Origin of the sequence: Aeromonas popoffii, from assembly GCF_037818705.1 — a bacterium.
Taxonomy (GTDB): domain Bacteria; phylum Pseudomonadota; class Gammaproteobacteria; order Enterobacterales; family Aeromonadaceae; genus Aeromonas; species Aeromonas popoffii.
In genome coordinates, this window is record NZ_CP149129.1 from 901,473 (window position 1) to 923,947 (window position 22,475).

21 protein-coding genes and 2 pseudogenes are annotated in these 22,475 nt (G+C 54.7%); 18 read left to right on the top strand and 5 right to left on the bottom strand.

All coding sequences use genetic code 11. The annotated features are described in order from the left end of the window. Positions 1–40 precede the first annotated feature (40 nt). From WJM78_RS04380 to WJM78_RS04390, 3 genes and pseudogenes are all read right to left on the bottom strand, one after another. Complete coding sequence (locus tag WJM78_RS04380) at positions 41–340, bottom strand: DUF3301 domain-containing protein (RefSeq protein ID WP_339013988.1); 300 nt, start codon at positions 338–340, stop codon at positions 41–43. 74 nt (positions 341–414) lie between these two features. After that, positions 415–1,443, bottom strand: a complete 1,029-nt coding sequence (locus WJM78_RS04385) for a DUF3549 family protein (protein ID WP_339013991.1) — start codon at positions 1,441–1,443, stop codon at positions 415–417. 84 nt (positions 1,444–1,527) lie between these two features. Continuing rightward, positions 1,528–1,647, bottom strand: a pseudogene (locus WJM78_RS04390) (IS5/IS1182 family transposase); the annotation flags it as partial. Between the two features lie 346 nt (positions 1,648–1,993). Here WJM78_RS04390 and WJM78_RS04395 point away from each other — a divergent pair. The 18 genes and pseudogenes from WJM78_RS04395 (at position 1,994) to ptsG (ending at position 20,845) form a co-directional block, all read left to right on the top strand. Next, a complete protein-coding gene (locus WJM78_RS04395) occupies positions 1,994–2,794 on the top strand; it encodes a LuxR family transcriptional regulator (RefSeq protein WP_339013994.1) in 801 nt (266 codons plus the stop codon). Between the two features lie 228 nt (positions 2,795–3,022). After that, a complete protein-coding gene (gene hcp1 / locus WJM78_RS04400; RefSeq protein ID WP_339010171.1) occupies positions 3,023–3,541 on the top strand; it encodes a type VI secretion system effector Hcp1 in 519 nt (172 codons plus the stop codon). A gap of 196 nt (positions 3,542–3,737) precedes the next feature. Further along, positions 3,738–4,025: a type VI secretion system PAAR protein gene (locus tag WJM78_RS04405; RefSeq protein ID WP_339013997.1), complete on the top strand. Its 288-nt coding sequence runs from the start codon at positions 3,738–3,740 to the stop codon at positions 4,023–4,025. An 11-nt stretch (positions 4,026–4,036) separates the two neighbouring features. Continuing rightward, positions 4,037–5,947: pseudogene (locus WJM78_RS04410) on the top strand (type VI secretion system tip protein VgrG); the annotation flags it as partial. Between the two features lie 81 nt (positions 5,948–6,028). Then, positions 6,029–6,964: a cytotoxic necrotizing factor Rho-activating domain-containing protein gene (locus WJM78_RS04415; protein ID WP_339015749.1), complete on the top strand. Its 936-nt coding sequence runs from the start codon at positions 6,029–6,031 to the stop codon at positions 6,962–6,964. Positions 6,965–6,973: 9 nt separating this feature from the next. Next, a complete protein-coding gene (locus WJM78_RS04420) occupies positions 6,974–7,783 on the top strand; it encodes a DUF4123 domain-containing protein (RefSeq protein ID WP_339014000.1) in 810 nt (269 codons plus the stop codon). Between the two features lie 99 nt (positions 7,784–7,882). After that, positions 7,883–8,800: an IS5 family transposase gene (locus WJM78_RS04425; RefSeq protein ID WP_339009335.1), complete on the top strand. Its 918-nt coding sequence runs from the start codon at positions 7,883–7,885 to the stop codon at positions 8,798–8,800. Between the two features lie 32 nt (positions 8,801–8,832). After that, positions 8,833–10,797: a DUF2235 domain-containing protein gene (locus WJM78_RS04430; RefSeq protein WP_339015751.1), complete on the top strand. Its 1,965-nt coding sequence runs from the start codon at positions 8,833–8,835 to the stop codon at positions 10,795–10,797. Next, positions 10,797–11,501: a DUF2931 family protein gene (locus tag WJM78_RS04435; protein ID WP_339014003.1), complete on the top strand. Its 705-nt coding sequence runs from the start codon at positions 10,797–10,799 to the stop codon at positions 11,499–11,501. Before WJM78_RS04430 ends, WJM78_RS04435 begins: the two co-directional genes overlap by 1 nt. Then, entirely contained in the window at positions 11,498–12,190 is a 693-nt protein-coding gene (locus WJM78_RS04440; RefSeq protein WP_339014006.1) for a DUF2931 family protein, read from the top strand. The genes WJM78_RS04435 and WJM78_RS04440 overlap by 4 nt, the downstream gene beginning before the upstream one ends. A 26-nt stretch (positions 12,191–12,216) precedes the next feature. Next, complete coding sequence (locus tag WJM78_RS04445) at positions 12,217–12,366, top strand: hypothetical protein (protein ID WP_339014009.1); 150 nt, start codon at positions 12,217–12,219, stop codon at positions 12,364–12,366. Positions 12,367–12,526: 160 nt separating this feature from the next. Beyond that, positions 12,527–13,894 (top strand): SEL1-like repeat protein, encoded by a 1,368-nt coding sequence (locus tag WJM78_RS04450; protein ID WP_339014012.1) that lies wholly within the window; start codon positions 12,527–12,529, stop codon positions 13,892–13,894. 319 nt (positions 13,895–14,213) lie between these two features. Then, entirely contained in the window at positions 14,214–14,549 is a 336-nt protein-coding gene (locus WJM78_RS04455) for a YqcC family protein (protein WP_339014014.1), read from the top strand. Positions 14,550–14,655: 106 nt separating this feature from the next. After that, on the top strand, positions 14,656–15,396 hold the full coding sequence (gene truC / locus WJM78_RS04460; RefSeq protein ID WP_042038132.1) for a tRNA pseudouridine(65) synthase TruC: 741 nt from the start codon (positions 14,656–14,658) through the stop codon (positions 15,394–15,396). Between the two features lie 90 nt (positions 15,397–15,486). Beyond that, positions 15,487–15,927 (top strand): flavodoxin, encoded by a 441-nt coding sequence (locus WJM78_RS04465; protein WP_042038134.1) that lies wholly within the window; start codon positions 15,487–15,489, stop codon positions 15,925–15,927. A 727-nt stretch (positions 15,928–16,654) separates the two neighbouring features. Continuing rightward, positions 16,655–17,929: a maltoporin gene (locus tag WJM78_RS04470; protein ID WP_287146110.1), complete on the top strand. Its 1,275-nt coding sequence runs from the start codon at positions 16,655–16,657 to the stop codon at positions 17,927–17,929. A gap of 182 nt (positions 17,930–18,111) precedes the next feature. Next, on the top strand, positions 18,112–18,981 hold the full coding sequence (locus WJM78_RS04475; protein ID WP_339014020.1) for a MalM family protein: 870 nt from the start codon (positions 18,112–18,114) through the stop codon (positions 18,979–18,981). 433 nt (positions 18,982–19,414) lie between these two features. Beyond that, entirely contained in the window at positions 19,415–20,845 is a 1,431-nt protein-coding gene (gene ptsG / locus WJM78_RS04480) for a PTS glucose transporter subunit IIBC (protein WP_108537429.1), read from the top strand. Between the two features lie 242 nt (positions 20,846–21,087). Here the strand turns inward: ptsG and WJM78_RS04485 are convergent, their stop codons facing one another. Then, positions 21,088–21,471, bottom strand: coding sequence for a DUF3461 family protein (locus WJM78_RS04485; protein WP_042038140.1), 384 nt, complete (start codon positions 21,469–21,471; stop codon positions 21,088–21,090). A 127-nt stretch (positions 21,472–21,598) separates the two neighbouring features. Continuing rightward, positions 21,599–22,426: a 2,3,4,5-tetrahydropyridine-2,6-dicarboxylate N-succinyltransferase gene (gene dapD, locus WJM78_RS04490; RefSeq protein WP_042038143.1), complete on the bottom strand. Its 828-nt coding sequence runs from the start codon at positions 22,424–22,426 to the stop codon at positions 21,599–21,601. Positions 22,427–22,475 lie beyond the last annotated feature (49 nt).

Sequence of the window (22,475 nt, forward strand, 5' to 3'; positions counted from 1 at the left end):
CCGACTTGGTCTCTGGCCAGCGAGAGCCGCACTGGCTGGCTTACTGGGATGGCATGCGATGGGGGGGCAGGTCGACGCCGACGATGTGCAGTCCCTGCATGCGCAATTGTCCCTGATAGTTGCTCTCACCATCGCTGGAAAATTCAAACTCGTAGTAGGTCAAGAGCCGAAGCGGTTGGTGCGCCAGCGCACGGTGGCTGCGTGCCAGCGACAGCAGTTGCAGATCGTGATGCTGGCAGTAGCGGCGCATGTATTGCCAGGCGAGTTCGGCCTGGCGGCGCTGATGCCAGAAGGCAGCGCCGATGAGGATAAGCAGCAAGATACCGAGCATTTCACCCATCGAGGGCTCCTTCTGTGTGATGTGGCCTTGTGTGGATCGGGGGGCTAGCCACCCGGCCGCTATTCCATCGACCGTTACGCTGCGGCAAACAGGCGACCTATGGCCTGACCGAGCGCATCGCTTCGCGCCGGATCCCGCAATCTGGCCAGCATATCATCGCGCAGGGCTGGCAGGGTCACCAGCTCGGCAAACACCTGATTGAAGAACTGGGTCGGTTGCAGCGCCAACTGCTCCAGAAACAGACCGAGCAGGTTCGGCACCTTCAGGTCGGGCCAGAGGCGACCGGCGATGGCGAGCAGCAGGGCCGGGCTCGGCTGGGTTTGTAGCAGGGTCAGCAGCTTGTTGGTACGCATGGTATTGCCGTTGCACGAGGCTAGCGCCCGGCACAGGTAGGCCAGTGTTTCGGGGTCGGGCTCGGCGCCCTCCTGCTCCTTGCCGATGCGCTCGAACAGGGCACCCTGCACGGCCGGTGGCAGCGGGACATTTTCCAGGCTCTGACACAGGGCGTAGAGCGGCGCCTGGGGCAGCTTTGGCAGCGCCTTGCACACCAGTGCCAGATTGCGCTCGTCCTGCAGCCGCTCGGCCATGTCGGCGAAGCCTTGCAGGCCCAGCGCCTGCCAGCCTTCGTCACCGGGGGCTGCCAGATAGTGACACAGGGCGTCGTAGTAGGCGGAAGGGGCCTGTTCCAGCTGGCGGGCCAGCTTGGCATGCAGGCTGGCCATCTTGGCCTCGGCCGGGCGGAAGGTGTAGGGGTTGTCGGCCAGTCGCTGGGCCTTCTCTTCATCCAGATCACCGGTCAGCTTGTAGCCCAGGGTCTCGACCACCTGATCCATGAAGAGTTTGGGGCCGCTGCCGATGAGCAGGCCGCGCTCATCGAGCGCAAACTTGAGGAACCAGAGGTAGTGTCTGGACTCCGCTGCCTGGAAGAAGTGGACGCCGAGCCAGGCGTGCTGTTGCAGGGGCCAGGGATAGGGTTCCTGCTGCTGTTCGATGCGCACGAAGGTATCGCTCGGTAGCGGTCTCACCTGGCGACCCATGTCGAACAGTTGAAACTGGGTATCGGCCTGGGTCAGAAACTCGGTCAGCGTGTTGATGGTAGACATGATGTGATCCGGCTAAGGGTGATGCGGGCCGATTATAAAGCGGTTCTATCAGATAGCCAGTGAGGACCTGACTTCGGCCCACCGCCCGTGATGGAACCCGTTGTTCATGGCGTCGGCATCAACCCGGAAGGTGAGAGCGCCACGGTTAATCAGAGACTTGTTGTATTAAGACCTGTGGGTGATGGGGTGAAGCGCCTTGCCCATGGATGCAGACTTGAAAGGAATGGTGGTGATCAGATCACCGCCTTCTCAGTTAACGCCATTCCAACCGCATCGATTTGGGCAACAATGCCGGTTGGCAGTGCTCCTGCCGCCGTTACCAGCCCCGAAGCGCAACGGGCATCTGCACGATGTACCGTTATGTCGAGAATGGGCAAGCGCGCACCTGAACCAGTCAGCAAGACCGTCAGATTGACGAGTTCCTAATCTAGGTTTGTGGGCTCATACCGATTGATTACGTAGCCATTTTCTTGTTTCCTGGTGAGGGCGTGTGCTATCTGATTGATTATTGGTACTATTTAGTACGTTTCATCGCATGTAAGCTGAATGCTTGACCACTACCCCGTTTCATTTTCTCAATACTGCCGACGCACTGACGCTCATCACCCAGTTCGACACGGCCACTGACGAGCACACCATAGTCGCGCTGTTGCGCGCCCTCAGCCTGCAGATGGGCTTTGACCACTTTCGGCTGGGGTTCATCTCGCCAAGCTCTATCCAGCGTCCCGAGGTGCGCATTTTCAATGGCTGTCCTGCCCAGTGGGTGCAGATCTATGATGCGCAGAACTTCTTTGCTGTAGACCCTGTGGTGCGCAAGGGGATGACGCAGAGCACGCCGATCCTGTGGGCTAATCTCATCACCGAGTGTTGCGACCAACAAGATATCGATGGGCTTGAGGTGATGCTGCAGGCACATGATGCTGGTCTGCGTGATGGCATCACGATCCCCTGGCATGGGCCTAACGGTCATGTAGGGCTGCTCTCTCTTATCACGCGGACACCACGCACTGAACATCAATGGCTTGGCGCGGTTCCTTTTCTTAGCTGGCTATCAAGCCATGTCTTCGAAGCCGTCGCACGAGTGTGTTCGTCAGCAATGCCACCGCGTGACCCTTTAAGCTTGCGGGAGCTGGAGGTCTGTCAGTGGGCGGCAGAGGGGAAGCAGGTGAGCGATATTGCCCAGATATTGGGCATTACCCCTAGAACGGTGACCTTTCACCTGGAGCGTATTGCCGAGAAGCTGGGAGCCAGCAATAAAAGCCAGGCGATATCCTGGGCGCTCAAGCAGGGGCTGGTGCGGCTCAATATCGATGCTGCGTTAGTGGGGAATGTGGATGAAGGTGGTCAATAATTCTGTCTTGTGCAACAAGTTGCGCAGTATATGGAATCTAATGCTATGAGTGTAACTTTTGCAGGCTTGATGGACTATCTGGCGCAACATCTTGCTGTTGGCTGGGGCTGTGTCGTGGTGTTTTTTATTAAAGTATTGATAATTAACGGATAAATAAATTGGCACGGTCGCTGCTAAGGCTTTGGTCGAGTGCTAGCTCATTTAACCCACCTATTTAGGAGCATACCCATGCCAACTCCATGTTATATCAGCATTGAAGGTAAAACCCAGGGCAACATCACTGCCGGTGCCTTCACCTCCGACTCCGTCGGTAACATCTTCGTACAAGGTCACGAAGATGAGATGCTGGTACAAGAGTTCCAACACGTTGTCACCGTGCCGACTGACCCGCAATCCGGTCAGCCTGCTGGTCAGCGTGTCCACAAGCCGTTCAAGTTCACCGTTGCGCTGAACAAAGCCGTGCCGCTGATGTACAACTCCCTTGCCTCTGGCGAGATGCTGCCGAAAGTGACCCTGAAGTGGTACCGCACCTCTGTTGAGGGCAAGCAGGAGCACTTCTTCTCTACCGTGCTGACCGATGCCACCATCGTTGACATCGACTGCCAGATGCCGCACTGCCAAGACCCGGCGAAATCCGACTTCACCCAGCTTATCCAGGTCTCTCTTGCTTACCGCAAGATTGACTGGGAGCACACCGTTGCCGGTACCTCTGGTGCTGACGACTGGCGCGCTCCTGTCGAGGCATAAGCCTGACGTTCTGATTTCGTTATTTCCTGTATTAGGTTTCGTATCTTGTGGCCGGTGTGCACCGGCCTTTATCCCGTGTTTCTCCGGTCAGTCTTTGGCTGCCGGAGCCTTTTATGTTTTGCCATCCCCCTGCCCAGAGATTGATGTCGTGGTAGCGAGAGCGGAGTGATGGCAAAGCACACAAGAGGTTTGAATTATGTGTCCCTCCATTGCACTGCTTGGTGACCTTGGCACCGACCACGATGGCTTTCCACCGACCCCGGTGATAGCCGCCAGCCCTGATGTTTTTCTCGATGGCAAGCCGGTGGCCCGTCAAGGTGACCCGCTGGCGCCGCACGACAAGTCGAATAACCCGCCCCACCCGCGCAGCATTGCCGGTGGTGTGGGGTCTGTGTTGGTGAACGGCAAGCCCATCGCTATCACCGGCACAGCGGTGGATTGTGGTGGTGTGGTAATTGGTTCGGGCAGCGGGCAAGCAGGATAAGGAACAAGGTCATGGCACAGAGCACAGGATTACAATTCACCGTCAAGGTTGGCGCATTGGCTGACAACACCTTTGCGGTCGCGAGCTTCAAGCTGGATGAGGGCTTGAACAGCCCGTTTAGCCTCAAACTGGAGGTGGCCAGCCAGCAACCGGACATCGACTTTGGCGCCGTGCTGGACCAGCCCTGCGAGCTGATGGTGTGGTACCACGGCGAGCTGCAACGCCGGGTGTGTGGGGTAGTGAGCGACTTTGCGCAAGGGGACAGCGGCTTTCGCCGCACCCGCTATCAGCTGCGGGTGCAGCCGGCGCTGTGGCGGCTGGGATTGCGCCAAAACTCCCGCATCTTCCAGGCACAGAAGCCGGACGAAATCCTCTCCATCTTGCTGCAAGAGCACGGCATCACCGACTACGCCTTTGCGCTGAAAAACGAGCATGCCCAGCGTGAATATTGCGTGCAGTACCGAGAAACCGACCTCGACTTCTTGAACCGCCTGGCCGCCGAAGAGGGGTTGTTCTACTTCCACGAGTTTGAAGCAGGCAAGCATCGCATCGTGTTTGCCGACGATGCGGCGGCATTAACAGCTGGCCCCGAGCTGTTCTTCAACCTCGGCAACCGTTCGCTGGAACAGGGTGCCTATGTGCGCCAGTTCCACTACCGCGAATCGGTGCGCCCCTCGGATGTAGAGCTCAAGGACTACAGCTTTAAAACCCCGGCTTATGGCCTCTCCCAGAAGAAAATGGGGGCAGAGCTCGAGCACCAGCGCGACACTTACCAGCATTTTGACTATCCGGGCCGCTACAAGCAGGACGGCAGTGGCAAGGCCTTTGCCCAGCACCGCCTTGATGCACTGCGCAATGACGCGGTCAGCGGCAGTGGCAAATCCAACAGCGCAGCCCTGCTGCCGGGGCAAAGCTTCTCGCTGACCGAACACCCGAACGACAGCCTCAACACCGACTGGCAAATTGTGCGTATCAGCCATACCGGCGAACAGCCACAGGCGCTGGAGGAAGAGGGCGGCAGCGGCCCGACCGTTTACCACAACGAATTTGGCGTGGTCAAAGCGAGCACCACCTGGCGGGCGCGTATGGGCAGTCCCGAGATGCCCCACAAGCCGATGGTGGATGGCCCGCAAATCGCGATAGTGGTGGGCCCGGAAGGGGAGGAGATTTACTGCGACGAGCATGGCCGGGTGAAGCTTCAATTCCCGTGGGACCGCTACGGCAGTTCCAACGACCAGAGCTCCTGCTGGGTGCGGGTCAGCCAGGGCTGGGCTGGCGGCCAGTACGGCATGATGGCCATCCCGCGTATCGGCCACGAGGTCATAGTGAGCTTCCTGGAAGGGGACCCCGACCAGCCCATCGTGACGGGGCGCACCTTCCATGCCACCAACCGCCCCCCTTACGAGCTGCCCGCCAACAAGACGCGCACCGTGCTGCGCACCGAGACCCACCAGGGGGAAGGTTTTAACGAGCTGCGTTTTGAAGACCAGGCGGGGCAGGAAGAGGTTTACATCCACGGTCAGAAAGACCTGAATGTGCTGATAGAGAACGACGCTGCTTGGCACATCAAGCACGACCAGCACACCGATATCGACAACGAGCGGGTCACCCGCATCAAGGCCAACGACCACCTGACGGTAGAGGGCGAGAAGCGCGACCACATCAAGGCTGACTACTCCCTCACAATGGATGCATCGCTCCACCAGAAAATCGCGCAGGCGCTATTGGTGGAGGCGGGTCAGGAAATTCACTTCAAGTCGGGTCAAAAGGTCGTGCTGGAGGCTGGAGCTGAAATCACCCTCAAAGTTGGCGGCAGTTTTGTGAAGGTTGACCCCAGTGGCGTCACCTTGGTCGGTCCCTCCATCAAGATGAACTCTGGCGGTAGCCCTGGCTCAGGCTCTGGGTGGGCGGGTCAGATGCCCGGCTTGCCGGGGGCGGTCAAGGTGCCGCCAGTACCACCAGCGACCATCCCTGCGAGTGCTATTCAAAAAAGCATGGAGTCCATGGCCCCGCTAGTGAAGCCATGTGCTTTTTCAAATGATTCAGTCAAGTCCCTAGATGCTCCTTTGTCTGCCTCTAGGGGGAGCTCGACTCAAACGTCGTTTAAGCCAAACAAAAATACAGAAAGGTTAATGAGGGGGTATATATCGCCTTTGCAAACACGCGGCCTATTAGTTGGGGATGCATCCAATCCTATTGAACTCAAGTTTGACGTTTGCCGTGTTGATGCACTAGTACAGCTAGATATGCCGAGGCCTTATAGCAGCGAGGATGAATTATTTAGTGATAAAATCATAACATCTACAGGTGAACAGGCGACTTCACGTGAAGGTGGATTGAAAATTGGATCCTATTGGGGGAAAGAAACGCTAGGAAAAAATGTTTCCTTGATCAATGTAGTAAATGGTACAGCAGGGACAATAGGCATTCGTCTTGAGCTTAATTCCTTAGTTGATGGATATCCTGTTATCGTTACTTCTGGTGCATTGAGTGGTTGCACCATGATGTATGCTTATGACCATGAGTTTTTCTATGCCTACCATACAGGTCAACCTGGTGGTATGGATTGGAAAACTGGAGTTGATGGTATTACGACGACAGCAGCATGTCACACAGTGTTGACTGGGCGTAACACCGATGTATTGATCAAGCACAATAACTCGTTACTTGATATCTTTAATTCCTACGAAGGGGCAATCATTACTTATATGGGTAAAGAGGGAACTGTAATTAATAAGACTAGCCCCAGAGTTGTAATATTCGATTATAACCAAGCCAAGACTACCAGTAGGGCTCCTCGAGCTGGTTATGCCTATGCTCTGCTCGCCCGCTCAGGAAACAAACTCAAGATAAAGGGATTGTCTGAAGACGTCTTGATCAGTTTAAAAGATAACAAGATCACCCAATTAGCCAGCAAGAAAATTAAATTTATCTCCTAGAGGAAGTGTATGTCACCTTTTCCACTTAACGATGAGAGGTTTATTGCATCAGATGCATGTCAGCGTTTTGCAATTGTTGATGCAGTTGCAGATCATCAAGCAATCTTGTCGTTTTGCGAACAAGGTGGTAGAGATGCTTGTCCCCTGTTTGCTGGCACTGCCTTTGCCGATCAAGCTGAACAAGGTCCTTGGTTACTGCCCTTTCCCTCAGGTGAGTTTATTGTTGCTCACCCACAACTTCGCGGCTTTTATTTCCTTAGTAGCGAACCTGTGAATGTTGTTCAGAAGCATTGGCAAAGCCTGATAGAGGTGGCGTTTGAAGGGGAAGTGATGTGGCTGCGCTACGCCGATAACCGGGTTTTCCCCAAGATGCTCGGCACCATGAGTCAGCAGGAGCTCGATGATGTGCTCGGCCCCTGCACCAGCCTGTGGGCTAACGACAGCGCTTGGCTACGCACGCCTGATGCCGAATTTACTCCCCGCCAAGCACCCTGGTTTCGCGTCCAGCCTCACCACCTGGCACCGCTGTATGACGAAAGCCGTCACGCCTACATCCTCTCGCGCCACTTCTGGCAGCGCATGGAGGATATGATGGCGCGTCATCCCAATCCGGAAGCCGCAATTGCCACAGTCCTCAAGCAGGCCAATCAAGGTGGGTTAGAAGGTGACGTCCTTGATGGCGTTGTGGCTGGCGCTCTCACGTTGCAGGCTAATATGGCGCTCGATGCCATCAGAGCGCCATTGATGCTGACTAACGACGAAGTGGCTCAGGTGAATAACTGGCTGAACAAACACCCTGAATTGATAGGAGCCGTGTAATGGCTATCAGCGGCGTTGTTGCCCAAATCGATGCAGCTTGAATGGAACTAACTGAGGACTTGGTGATCTGATCACCACCATCCTCTTCAAGTCTGCATCATGGGCACGTCGCTTCACCCCATCACCAACTGGCCTAAATACAACCAGTCTTTGATTAACCGTGGCTCTCTCGCCTTCTGGGTTGATGCCGAGGCCATGAACAACTGGTTCCACCACGGCCATCATGGGTGCCGGGGCCGCAGCCAACTCTACACTGACCAGACCATCTGCACCTTCCTGATGCTCAAGGGGATTTTCAACCTCACTCTGCGGGCCACTCAGGGACTACTCGACTCCCTGTTCGAGTTGATGAACGTACCGCTTTGTGCCCCCGATTACAGTTGTGTAAGCAAGCGGGCACGCACGGTGACGGTGGCTTATCGACAGCCCCCAAAAGGACGTATTACCGATTTGGTTATCGACTCAACCGGGCTGAAGGTATTTGGTGAAGGCGAGTGGAAGGTCAGAAAACACGGCGCCGAGAAACGGCGAGTCTGGCGCAAGTTGCATCTGGCGGTAGATCCGGTGACCCACGATATCGTGGCGGCGGAAGTCTCGCTGGAAAATGTCCATGATGCCGAGGTGTTGCCCACCTTGCTCAACCCTCTGCGGCGCAAGCTGGGACGTGTTTATGCGGATGGCGCCTACGACAGCAAAGCCAGCCATCAGCTTATCTTGCGCAAAGGGGCAACAGCCTGTATCCCGCCTCGCAAAAGCGCGGGGTTATGGAAAAAAGGACACGCAAGAAATGAGGCAGTGCTGGTGATGCGCAAGGAAGGACTGGCGCACTGGATGAAGATATCGGGGTATCACCGTCGCTCACTTGCAGAGACAGCGATGTATCGGTTCAAACAGTTGTTGGCGGGGAAAGTCAGTCTGCGTAACTACAACGGCCAAGTGGGAGAGGTAATGGCGTATGTCAGCGCCATAAACAAACTCAATACCCTGGGTCTGCCTGTCAGAAAGCCCCGAGTGTAACGGTCACTTGGGGCTGGGGCAGTTGTGGCTTGATGGTTGATTTGGGAAACAACGCCGCTATCAGCGCCCACTGCATCCCCTGTGAGAAGAACAACTGCTGGATTGAGATAGACGTTCGCGACGAACAAAACCGCTCGTTCAAGGGGCAAAAAGCTACCTTGACCGATGCCACTGGCACCAGCAAAACCGTGACCCTGAAAGACGGTCCAACCCTGGTGCAAGGCTTTGCGGTCGGTCCGGTGACGGTCAAGCTTGAAACCCAGCCCTGGCTTAAAGCAGCCCAATCTCGTGAAGCCCTCAAGAAGGGTGAGACCAGCAAGGTCCCCCCCTATACCGACAAACTCTTCGGGCACGACGATGTAAAGCGCGAACACGTCAAGGTGACTTCCGGCGACCTCTGCCTCACCGACCCCGAGCAGCCGCTACCGGAAGGGCATCAAGCAGGAAAAGCCCAGCCACCGCGCTTTATCACCAAGCACTCCTATGTGATTGAGGTGAAGGGCTATCAGCTGAATATCCTGCGCATCGGGGTGTTCTTTGATGGCACCGCCAACAACACCTTCAAGCACCAAGAGGGTCAGCCTGCCTTGGAGGCTGCATTGGCCAAGTGTTCCCCGGCTGAGCAGGAAACCTTGCTGGAGCAATGTTTTAATGATGCGCTGCCCAGCAAGCTCAATAACAGCGAGAAGAACGATATTACCAATATTGGTAAGTCTAGGGAGTTATATAAGCAGCCAACAAAATCAGAGCTGAATGTGGCTGTATATGTTGAAGGAATTGGCACCACCCAGGGGCAGAGTGACACGAAGGCGGGCCTTGCCGCAGACAAGGGTGACACCTCCAGTGCAGCTCGGGTTGAGCAAGCCTGTCAAACTCAAATTGTGGCTGTGGTCAAGAAACAACTTGAAAGCATACTGCCCACCATTGAGTGCATTCATAAGGTCGAATTCGATGTTTTTGGCTTTAGCCGAGGCGCCTCTGCTGCTCGCCAGTTTGTGAACCGTATCGACAAGAAGAGCGATCATCCTTTGGTTGAGGGCATTGCCAATGCCCCTGAAATCCGCCTGAAAGAGGGGTTTGACTGGGCAAGTCGTGATGATGTGCGCATTCAGTTTGTTGGCTTGTTTGATACTGTGGTCAGCTCCTATTTGTGGGGAAAGCGCAGCGTAGTGCTGGAGCCTGACTGTGCAGAACGAGTGGTGCATATCGTTGCTGCCGATGAGTGGCGTTTTCACTTCGACCTGACCCGTATCACCGATGACTCAGTTGGAACCGAGATTGCTGACAACTTTACCGAAGTCATCATCCCCGGTGCACATACTGATGTAGGCGGTGGCTATTACAGTCGTTGGAGCCTGCGCGACCCCAACTATGCCTCACCCGTGATCACCGAAAATACTGTGATTGCCACCTTCCGTTCCGATGAGTGGGTTCGTAGCGAAATCACCGGTTCGCAGGCATATCGTGATGCCACTACCTATGCCCGAATGCGCTCAGAACAGGGGTGGGCCAAGGGGATCAAGTTGCTCCAAACGCACAGCAGTCCTACCATGTCCGGGTATCTGAATGTGCGCCCTCGTCGTTTTCCCACCGTGGGCAAAGACGCGTCAGAGCAAAAAATGACGGTGGATGTGGTGCTGCATCGTGTGGTGGAGGGGGAGTATTCGCGTATACCGCTGCACATGATGATAGAAGCAGCGCGGGATGCCGGTGTACCGTTCGATAAGTGGGATCCGACTGATAAAAATTTGATGCTCAACAGTGCGATTTCGAACCCCACGGTTGATCTGGCAGCTCTCGACAAGCAATGGGTGGATGCAGCAAAACGTCGTAAGGATGTCGTCAACTTGGCCCGAGCCTTACCTCCCGAGGTGTATCAACAACTGCGATTGGGTTACTTGCACTACAGCGCTGACACTGGGTTGGTCAACACGCCCAACACTGTTGGAGGCAAAGAGGTGCGCCAGATTACCGGTAACAAAAAGGGAGGTTATTAATGCGCCGGATTCTATTACTACTTCTTCTATTACCTCTCGTGGCAGCTTGTCAGGCAGCATCCACATCTACCCAGAATTTGGAGTGGTGGCATATGGTTGGCTCAAACTCTGATGAGCTCTGGGTGACTAAAGTTCTCTTTTATCGCCAAGGTAAGTTGGTTGATGCCTCGACCAATGGTTCTGCCGGATTTTTTGGCGCGGAAGCGCTCAAAGAAAAAGACTATCGTTGGCGTATTTCAAAAGGAAGCCACACAACCCGCCCGATACCTGATCAGGTGGACATTGAGTGGGTTTCATTTCATGACAAGAAACGCTATCGCATCAGCCTGGTGTTGCCAGCAGAGCTGGAAAGCATGATCGCGCAACGTTACCGGGTAAAAGTGGGCAAAGAGTGGCGTGAAGAGAGACGGGATAATATTGGCTTAGGCATGGCGACTGGTGGTTATGTCGAGGCCTTTTTAACCAGTGTCAGAGCCACGCCCGATATCCTGCTGGCCAGGGGAATAGCCAAAGAGGTAACGGATGACCCCTTTGATGCGCGCTTCCCGCTCTCCAGCCAGTTTGAAAATCGTTGGGCAGATTTTGATACGAAATACAGCCAAGTCTATCAACAGCATCCCGTTCCCAGTGGTATGGCCTGGGCTCCGGTCATGGACGCTTACCGAGCGGCGCAGCCCAAGACAGATACAGACCCAGTGCAATGATGATGCGCTGGTTATTACTGCCATTACTGTTACTGGGGTTGGTGGGATGCAATGACAACGGTCCGACCAAGATGGATTGGAGTTACAGCGTAGGGTCAAATGCGGATGAAATTTGGCATACCCGCGCCCTGTTTTCTCGGGAAAAAATGGGTTCTAACGAATCGAGTAATGGTGTGGTGTCTGTTGTGGGTGAGCGGCTGTTGAAAGAAAAATATTATCGGTGGGATGTAGGAAAAGGCAGAAGTTTTTATGGTCAGCCGGTGCCTGACAAAGTAGAGATTGAATGGGTGTCATATCACGACAAGAAGCGGTATGGCATCACGCTGGATCTGCCCAAGGATCTGGGGAAGCAGATGGCGCAGCGTTACCGCCTCAAAGGGGAGCGAATAGCACAGCGTAACTACATAGCGTTAGGGCTCGCCTCTGGAGGATATGTGGAGGTGTTCTTGAGAAGTCCGGATCCGCTGCCAGACGTGTTGATTGCAAGCGGGATGGCCCATGAAGTCACTGACTGGTATGACAAGAAAGTGCCGCTAGATAGCCAATATCAGAAGCGATGGGCAAGTTTTGATAAGAATTTCCGTCCTTATTACGACAAATATCCGATCCCAGCCGGCGAAGCGTGGGCTCCTATCATGGAAGCCTACCGTGCAGCGCAGCCCAAGACGGATACCAATCAGGTCAATTGATTTGGATAGCGGTTTAAGAGGTATCAATGAAGCAGTACCAAAACTGGTTAGCCCTGTATCTGAACTGTCGTCGTGATAACGATCATGCCATGGCTGCAGAGTTGGCAGAGAGCATCTGTGCCTTCCGGCATGCCAGAGGCGATAAAGCTGAGTATGCCAAGTGGCAGAAGGCCTAGCAGGATCACCTGCAGCAAACCACCTGATAGGCAAGGCTAATGGCCAGGGAAGGCGCCGCATCCGCTTTATGCCCATCAGGTGGCTGCGTAGCATAACGGATCAGCCAGAAAGACAGCAGTGCCTCATCCATCACTTTTTCACTATGCGAAGAATTTTCCCATGACACATCGAGCCTTATGGCTGGCGCTGACCGCCAGCATGATAACCGCCTGTTCTTCCACTGCGTCACGCACTGACGCCGAGTTATCCCAAGCCGCCACTCAGGGCAATGGCAAGGCTCAATATGAGTTGGCCAAACGTCTGGCCAGCCAACCCGATTATCCCAATGCCATGCACTGGATGCAGCAAGCGGCAGAGCAGTCGGGCCCTTTGGCCGCCGATCAGCAGATCCGCGCCAACGCTGCGTGGCAAGTGGGTGACTGGTATCAGGCTGGGCTCGGTGAGCCCAAAAATCCGGCGCTCGCTACCCAGTGGTGGCAACGCTCTGCGCGGCTTGGCAACACCCATGCCAGCTATCGACTGGGCCTGATGTGCCAGGAGCAGCATCAAGGCAAACTGGTGAGTGAATGCCTCGACTGGTTCGAGCAGGCCGCCAAGCGGGATCATGCCGAAGCGCAGTTAGTCCTGGCACTGTGGTACAGCAAACAACCGGGGGCTGATGCTGATGCCGTCAAATGGTTAGAAAAAGCGGCAGAACTGGGCAACCGTGATGCCCAGTACCTGCTGGGTCAGCGCTATGAAATGGGCAAAGGGGTTGCCAAACGGCCGGATATTGCCCAGCGCTGGAATGATAAAGCCGCTGCCCAACAGCAACCGGACGCCTTGTTGCTGCAAGCTAAACAGGCGCTTCCTTCTAATGCTTTCGCTGCCTATCAGCGCGCCGCCAATGCGGGCTCTGCCGAAGCTGAACTCTGGCTAGGGATGGCATATCTGGCAGGGGAGCAAGTCCCCGCAGATCCCGCTTTGGGGCGTTATTGGTTAGAGCTGGCAGCCGGACACGGCTCCCACGAAGCCGAGTACCAACTGAGCTTGCTGCAGGTAGACCGGGAGCAGCAGGCCCACTGGTTAACGCTGGCCGCTGACGGTGGCGTAACCAAGGCGTGGTTTGAGCTGGCGGAGTTACAGCAGGACCAGGGGGCTTTGGAGCAAGCCAGAGCCAGTTATGCCAAGGCCGCTCAACAGGGCCACACGGCAGCGCAATACGCCTACGGTGAAATGCTGCGTTTGGGCCAAGGTGGCAAAGAGGATTACACGCTGGCTCTCAAGCAGTATCGCCTGGCCGCTCAGCAAGGTGACCGCATGGCCCAATACCGGATGGGGACGCTGCGTGAGAAAGGCTTGGGGGCACCGCGCAACCGGATACATGCCTATGCCTGGCTCTCCTTGGCCGCCACCGAAGGGATGCCTGAAGCCATGCAGGCCCGTGACGAGCTGGAGGCAGCGATGACCAAACCGGAAGTCAAACAGGCTCAGAAGTTATCGGAACACTGGTTTGGCAAGATGTCATCAACGGTGAGGAAAAGCTAAAAAAAGAACATAGCAGGACGCGGCCCGATGACCGCTTCCTGCTTGTTCGAGCCCATGAATCCATCATGGGCCAGATGTGGATCTGGCTGGTCTGTTCGATGGTCCGCTGCTTTCACCTTGTTCTGCACTGTATGCGCCAAGGCGCGTTCAGCAAGATCACCGGCATAGCTTGGCTCTGCGTCCCGCTTGCCAATGGAACATGGCAGAGGGGGAGGGGGACGGTGTATAGTAGCGCCCTTTTTTGATGAGCTCGGCCAGCCTGTGTCTGTTTTACAGGGGAGGCTGACCGGTATGTGGTCATGAGCAAGAGGACGACGAGATGAATCAATATTTGCTGGTAGCCGGCCTGTTGGGTGAACTCACCGCCGAGTTGCAGCGGCTGGAGCGCTGGCAAGATGAGCATCCGGGTGAAGAGGCCCTGGCGAGCGAGCTGCCGTTTTGTGTCGATACCCTGAGCTTCGATCAGTGGCTGCAATTTGTGCTGATCCCGCGCATGGAGCAGCTGGTCATGCTGCAAGCGCCGCTGCCCACTAGCGTTTCCCTCTATCCCATGGCGAGCGAAGTCTACAAGAACGAGCTGGCCGAAATGGCGAGCCTGCTGCGCCTCATCGGTCGCTTCGATCTGCTGCTGACCGGTAAGGTGGTGGAAAAATGAGCCTGACTCTGCGCGATCAAACGCAGATGTTGGCAGGCGCCATCGGTTTCCAGGGCCACCTTGGTTGTGGTGGCGCGTCCCTGTCGGGTGGCGGGGTGATGGCACCATGAAACTGACCCTGCTCTATCAGGATGACTGGCTGGTGGCGGTCAACAAGCCGTCGGGCCTGCTGGTGCACCGCAGCTGGCTCGACAAGGCCGAGACCCGCTTCGCCATGCAGATGACCCGGGATCTCATCGGTGGTCGCCACGTCTATCCCGTGCACCGCCTCGACCGCCCGACCTCCGGCGTACTGTTGTTTGCACTGGATCCTGCGGTAGCCCGTACCCTGACCGAGGCGTTTGCCGCCCGTCGGGTGCACAAGGAGTATTTGGCGCTGGTGCGGGGCTGGGCCCCGGAGCAGGGGGTGATCGATTACCCCCTCAAGGAGCAGCTGGACAAGATAGCCGATGCCATGAGCTCCCCGGATCGCCCGGCCCAGGAGGCGGTCACCGCGTTTCGTCGCCTGCACCAGGTCGAGTTGCCCCATGCGGTTTCCAAGAAGCACCCCACCAGTCGTTATAGCCTGGTCAAGCTGTTCCCAAAAACCGGTCGCAAGCATCAGCTGCGCCGCCATCTGGCTCATCTGTTCCACCCCATCGTCGGGGATACCAGCCATGGCGATGGCCGCCACAACCGCTTCTTTCGCGAGCAGCTGGGGTGTGAACGCCTGCTGCTGGTGGCCCGCAGACTCAGTTTCGAGCACCCGATCCTCAAAGTCCCGATGCGGATCCAGGCGCCGCTGGGGCCAGACGTATTGCAACTGTTTGCCGAGCTGGGTTGGCCCGCCAGCGAGAGTGACTACTGATCTTCCCCTGGCTTGCTCACTTGCGGCAGGGTGTTGCCTTCGACCGGGTTGTGGCATGCTGTAACGCCACGTCAGTCAAAGGAATCTGTTATGGCTCAGATAGATATAGTGGTTGGAACCGTTTATGGCGCGGCCATGCTGGTTGCCGAGACGCTGGCTGCGCAGTTGCAGCAGGCCGGACATGAGTGCCAAATCTTCGATGAGGCAGTGCTGGAAGACCTGGATCCCTCCCGCTTTCTGCTGGTGATCACTGCCACCACAGGGCAGGGCGATATTCCGCCCAATCTGCAACCCTTCGCCGCCGCCCTGGCCGATCGGGCTCCCTATATGAAAGGGTGGCGCTATGCGCTCATCGCTCTGGGCGATAGCAGCTATGAGCACTTTTGTGGGGCTGGCCGTCAGTTGGACGGCTTGTTGCAGGAGTTGGGAGCAAGGGTTTTGTTACCCCGTCTGGAGATAGATGCCACCGTCGACGATGAACCGGAAAAAGTGGCGCTGGCCTGGCTAACCGGCTGGGAAAATACGCTCTAGTTTCCCCAGAGCGAGAGCATGAGCCGTTTTTTCGTTCAATCAGATGATAAAGCAGGTAGGAAAGCCAGTGTTAGGCAGATTTTTCATACATGAACATAGCGAGCTTGTACAAAAATAACACACCTGATGTGCTTAAAACTGAACAGGGTGTTGGTTTAATATAATTAAATTAACATTTAAATAACTCATGCTCTCACTCTGAGCTTTCCCCTCCTTGTATTCTTTATATGTCCCCTGTTGGTTTGACCACGGGGGATGTTTATTCCCGGGACAGACAAGCCTCAACTGACCATATTTTTCGCCTTTTATCCGGCTATTTTTCTAGCATCCCTTCGCTTGGCCGAGCATGTATTTCTGTCATGACAGACATGCAAGAAAATTAAAAGTTCCGCATTGAAAGCGATTTCAGTCATGTTTTTGTCATTGATTTGGGTATTTTCATCTTAATAATTGAAGCGAATTAATGGTTGGTATCGTTTTCATGGCTTTATTGTTTTCATTTTTTTATAATTAATGGTGAATTGTTGCTTGGTTTTTGCTTTTGGCATCCCATTAAACCCTCTCTGGCATGATCCGGGTGGTTTGTCGCCATTCTGTGAATCAGCTCATGTTTGTCACGAAATTGGCTACCTATAATCGACCCCGGTTATCACCTAAGCGTTTTTATGGTGATAAGAACTTGAATATCAGGATCACACTCCTCTCAGCGGGAATAAGGAAAATGAAAATGAAAGCAAAGTGGCTTCCGATCGCTGCAGCAGTAACCGCAGCCCTGGCTTCCCAAGCCGCCTTCGCGGTTGATTTCCACGGCTATATGCGCTCTGGTGTCGGTACCTCCGACAACGGCAGCCTGCAAACTTACGCCAAACAGAAAGTAGGTCGTCTGGGCAACGAAGCCGAGACCTACGGCGAAGTACAGCTGGGCCATGAGGCCTACAACAAGGATGGCAAGTCCTTTTACGTAGACTCCATGTTTGCAATGGTTTCTGGTCAGCAAGGACGTGACTGGGAAAGCACTGGCGGCGACGATGCCGACTTTGCTCTGCGTCAATTCAACGTTCAAGCCAAAGGTGTTTTGGGCTTTGCCCCAGAATCTACCCTGTGGGCTGGTAAGCGTTACTACCAACGTCACGACATCCACATCACAGATTTCTATTACTGGGATGTGTCTGGTGCCGGTGCTGGCGTAGAAAATATCCAAGCTGGTCCGGGCAAGCTCTCTTTTGCATGGCTGCGTAACGACCCGTGGGAAGATTACGACAAGTTTGTTGGCGGGGTTGGTGTAGACGAGCGCGTTAACACTGACGTGCTGGACCTGCGTTATGCAGGCATCCCGCTGTGGAAAGATGGTTCTCTGGAGTTGGGTTATAACTACGCCCGTGGCAATCTGACCGATGAGCAGAAGTCCGTTCTGGGTGACAAGGAATTCGAGAGAAATGGTCACATGGTGACCGCAGAGTTGACCCAATCCATGCTGGGTGGCTTCAACAAAACCGTTGTTCAGTACTTTGCTGATGGTTATGCCGCTCAGGCGGTTGAATATGGTAGCGGTTCTGGTAGTGGCTTGAGCCAAGCTGCCGCCAAGGGCGACGGCTGGCGTTTCATCAACTGGGGCGTGCTGCCAGTGGGTGATAAAGTCGAAGTTGGTCACCAGCTGGTCTACGGGACTGCCAGTGACATCGAGAATAACAGCGCTGACAAGGAAACCTTCTCTGTAGTCGTTCGTCCGATGTACAAATGGAACGATACAATGAAGACCATTGCTGAGCTTGGTTACCACCACGATAGCAATAAGCCGCACAACGGTACCGAAAGCAGTGATATCGGTAAGAAGTATACCCTGGCACAAGCCTGGTCCGCCGGTTCTGGTTTCTGGGCCCGTCCGGAAATCCGTGTTTACGCTTCCTATTTGGATGCTGATGGACAGTTCCGTCCGGATTCCAATGGCGTGAAACAGGATGACGTTTGGACCTTCGGTGTTCAAGCCGAAGCCTGGTGGTAAGCTGTTCATGACATGATTACAAGCGCCCCCGCATGACGGGGGCTCTTTTTTTACAACACGTTTCGTAGGGTCACGCAATGAGATATTCCAGATTAGCTTTGACTGTATTCTGCTCTGTTGCCCTGGGGGGATGTGCTGCGTTGGAAACGAACGTAGCCCCGACTCAAGAGTTCAAGTCTATTATGGAAAATCGCGAGGTTGCGATGGACCAATTGGCTACGGTTAGTAGCTGCTGTCGCGATGTCTCCAGCCTGCCTTTTCAGGATCTCCATCTTGGTTCGACCAAGTTGATCCCAATCAATGGCAGCTCTCCGGTTTACAATTTCAGTGAAGGGAAAAGCTATTTTTTAGCCTTCCGTTTACCCGTAAACTCTGGTGATCTACGTATCACAGTCGATGGATTAATTGATAAATCACTGTTCAACCCGACAGTCTTGATGCTTGATGCCAAATTCAATGTGACCCGCAAGTTAGGCAGCGATGTGTTCAAGTATGAGCCGGCGCGCATGCTGCAGGGGGATCGAATAGAAGCGGTGTTTACCGTTGATCGCTCCTATGTCGGCAACCCGAACAATGAGAGCTATATGGTGATCTATACCGACCATGGCACTCTGGATAAGACAACGACCATTTTTAGTCCCTCCAAGCTGATGACCAGGTCACTGGGGGTGGTTGACTATGGAGAGAAGGATCCTGTCATTCCGCACTCTCCCTGGGGGGTTGTCAGCATTTCTGTGGAAGACTTGAGTGGCGTAAAGACAGACAGCAACTATTACAAGCCTATCTATCAGGATGTGATTGATGCCAATACGCCGGTGGTCAACTCTTCGCCTAATAAACTGGTGGTGCCACTGGCCACTACTGGGGTTGCCAAAAGTGTGGCACCCATGCTGACCGAGACCGAAGCCTTCTATCAGTCCCAAATCGAGAAAGCGGTAAAAGCCGGCGATATCGACAAGGCGATGCAACTGGTCAATGAGGCCGAGCGTGCCGGTTCAACCAAGGCGAAATCCATCTTTATTGACGCGGTCAAGCGTTCGCAAAAAGGCTGAATATTGCCCAGTCTTTATAGAATAATATTTATTTGAGGCCTTCCTTGTTGGAGGCCTTTTTAATCGGTAGACTAAAATAGAAAAACAGCAATAAGTTACATTTGGTTACAAGTTGTTTCTTTTGGTATTGTTATGAGTGGTTAAAATACAATGCGAAACAGCACTTTTCATATTAATGGCGTAGCATGAGAGTGCCGAATTATATCTTCAATTCTTTCGAATTCCCCCTCAGAATTATCTTGTGATCTCCCCTCCAAATTCTTTATTCCCTTGCGCCTGAACGAAGAAATTTCCGATCTACTGGGTTATATTCATCTGGTCAAAATAAACAACCCCCCAATCGAATTCATGCCGATGAAGATGATGCTCGTGATCGTCTATCAATTGGACTGAAGCGTTTACGGGAAGATAATCCATTCAGGAGCATACACTCATGATGAAAAATGCGTTTTCTAATCTGCAAAAGGTTGGTAAATCGCTGATGTTGCCCGTCTCCGTATTGCCAGTAGCAGGTATCCTGCTCGGCGTCGGTGCTGCAAACTTCAGCTGGTTGCCAGAAATTGTTTCCCATTTGATGGAACAGGCCGGTGGCTCGGTATTCGGTCAGATGGCCCTGCTGTTCGCCGTCGGTGTGGCCCTCGGCTTTACCAATAACGACGGTGTTTCCGGTCTGTCAGCCATCGTTGGCTACGGTATCATGACCGCCACCCTGTCTGTGATGGCGCCAGTGATGGGTGTTGACAAGATCGACACCGGTGTCCTGGGCGGTATCCTCGCCGGTGGTGTCGCCGCCTGGGCGTTCAACCGTTTCTACAAGATCCAGCTACCAGAGTATCTGGGCTTCTTCGCGGGCAAGCGTGCCGTCCCCATCATCACAGGTTTCGTCTCTATCGGCCTGGGTGTGATCCTGTCGGTAATTTGGCCGCCAGTTGGCGCTGCCATCGGTGCCTTCTCTGACTGGGCTGCCAACCAGAACCCGGTACTGGCTTTCGGTATCTACGGCGTGGTTGAGCGCTCACTGATCCCGTTCGGTCTGCACCACATCTGGAACGTGCCTTTCTTCTATCAGGCAGGTACCTGTGTTAACGCTGCCGGTGAAACTGTTCACGGTATCATGACCTGCTTCCTGACTGCTGATGACGCTTCCCGCGCTGCCGGTAACGGTTTTGGTCAGCTGGCTGGTGGCTACCTGTTCAAGATGTTCGGTCTGCCTGCTGCTGCGTTTGCTATCGCTCACGCTGCCAAGCCGGAAAACCGCGCCAAGATCGTTGGTATCATGGCCTCTGCCGCCCTGACCTCTTTCCTGACCGGTATCACCGAGCCGATCGAGTTCTCCTTCCTGTTCATCGCCCCTGTGCTGTACGCAATCCACGCTGTACTGGCTGGTCTGGCTTATGTGCTGACCAACTCCCTGGGCGTGGTACACGGTCATACCTTCTCCAACGGCTTTATCGACTTCGTGGTGCAATCACCCCGTGCCGACAACATGCTGTTGCTGGTAGGTCTGGGTCTGGTCTACGCGGTCATCTACTACGTGGTGTTCAGCTTCGTTATCCGTGCCATGAACCTGAAAACCCCGGGCCGTGAAGACGAGACTGCTGAAGAGACCGTTAGCCAAAGCAAGGACGGGATGTCTGCTGCTCTGGTTGCCGCCTTCGGTGGTAAAGAGAATATCGCTTCTCTGGATGCCTGCATCACCCGTCTGCGGGTTGGTGTGAACGATGTTGCCAAGGTTGACCAGGCTGGTCTGAAGAAACTGGGGGCTGCCGGTGTGGTCGTGTCTGGTTCCGGCGTACAAGCCATCTTCGGTACCAAGTCCGACAACCTGAAAACCGACATGGACATCTGGATTAAGAGCAACTAATCCTGTTGCCTAAATATCTGCATGTTTGAAGAGGGAGGCGAAAGCCTCCCTCTTTCTATGTGTGGTCCGGGATAGTGCGCGTCGACGTGGGCAGGTATGGGGTTGCCCAAGTGGCGCAGTGGAAAGTCGGCCCTGTTCATAAGGTGGCATGCTTAGCTCACCTTATCGAGCGTCATCAGTAGATAAAGCCTGCCAATAAAAAGAGCGCCACTTTGGCGCTCTTTTGGCAAGTTGGGGGGGGGCTAGAGTTTCTCCAGATCCCGCTCTATATCGCGGATCTTGTTCTGCACCACTTTTTCAAGATGACGCAGATCACGCAGTATCTTCTGCTTGATATCCGGGTCAGCCTGGGTGTGCACGCCCTGAGTCAGGTTATCCAGCTCATCCACCACATACTTGAGATTGGCGTTGATTTCGGTGACATCCTTGTACTCATGGGTACCCGAGTCGACCAGCATGGTCTTGCGCTGGCGGGGATATTTGAATTTGACACTCTTGGCGAAGAACTCGCCCTTCTGCTTCTTGAAGTAGATCTTGAGGATGTCGTGATTGGCTTCCTGGCGCAGGGTATAGCTGTCCACTGAGGTGGGTTCCTGGATCCCCAGGCTCTTCAGATTCTCGTACATCGGGCTTCCTCGGTTTGAAACGATCCTGACCCGTCTATCTTAACCGAAGCCTGATGGCTTGCCTGTGACAGGGGCGCCAAAATCAAAAGGGCGCCATAAGGCGCCCTTTTCATCACAGCAATGCTGATTACTCGTCGATGGAGCGCAGCAAGGCGTTGATACCGACTTTGGCGCGGGTCTTGGCATCCACCTTCTTGACGATCACGGCGGCGTACAGGCTGTACTTGCCACACTTGGAGGGCAGGGAGCCGGAGACGACCACGGAACCCGCCGGTACGCGACCATAGTGGATTTCACCGGTTTCGCGATCATAGATGCGAGTGGACTGGCCGATGAAGACGCCCATGGAGATGACGGAGCCTTCCTCGACGATAACCCCTTCAACCACTTCGGAGCGGGCACCGATAAAGCAGTTGTCTTCGATGATGGTCGGGTTGGCCTGCAGTGGCTCCAGTACGCCACCGATGCCGACGCCGCCGGAGAGGTGCACGTTCTTGCCGATCTGGGCGCAGGAGCCCACGGTAGCCCAGGTGTCGACCATGGTGCCTTCGTCAACGAAGGCGCCGATGTTGACATAGGAGGGCATCAGCACGGTATTGGGGGCGATGAAGGCGCCTTTGCGGGCAGTCGCCGGTGGCACCACGCGCACACCCGCTTCCTTGAACTGCTCGGCGGTGTAGTCGGAGAACTTGAGGGGAACCTTGTCGTAGTACTGGGCATCGTCGCCCTTGATGATGCCGTTGTCATTGATGCGGAAGTAGAGCAGTACCGCTTTCTTCAACCACTGGTGTACCACCCACTCGCCAGCAATTTTCTCGGCGACACGGGCCTTGCCGGTATCCAGCAGGTCGATGGCTTGCAGGATGGCGGCTTTGGTGGCGGCATCGACTGAGCCTGGCGTGATGGAATCACGGCGCTCGAAGGCCGCTTCGATGATCTGTTGCAACTCGGTCATGACAGGTTTCCTTTAAAAAATTCGGTTTGTTGTATCACACTTTTCCAAT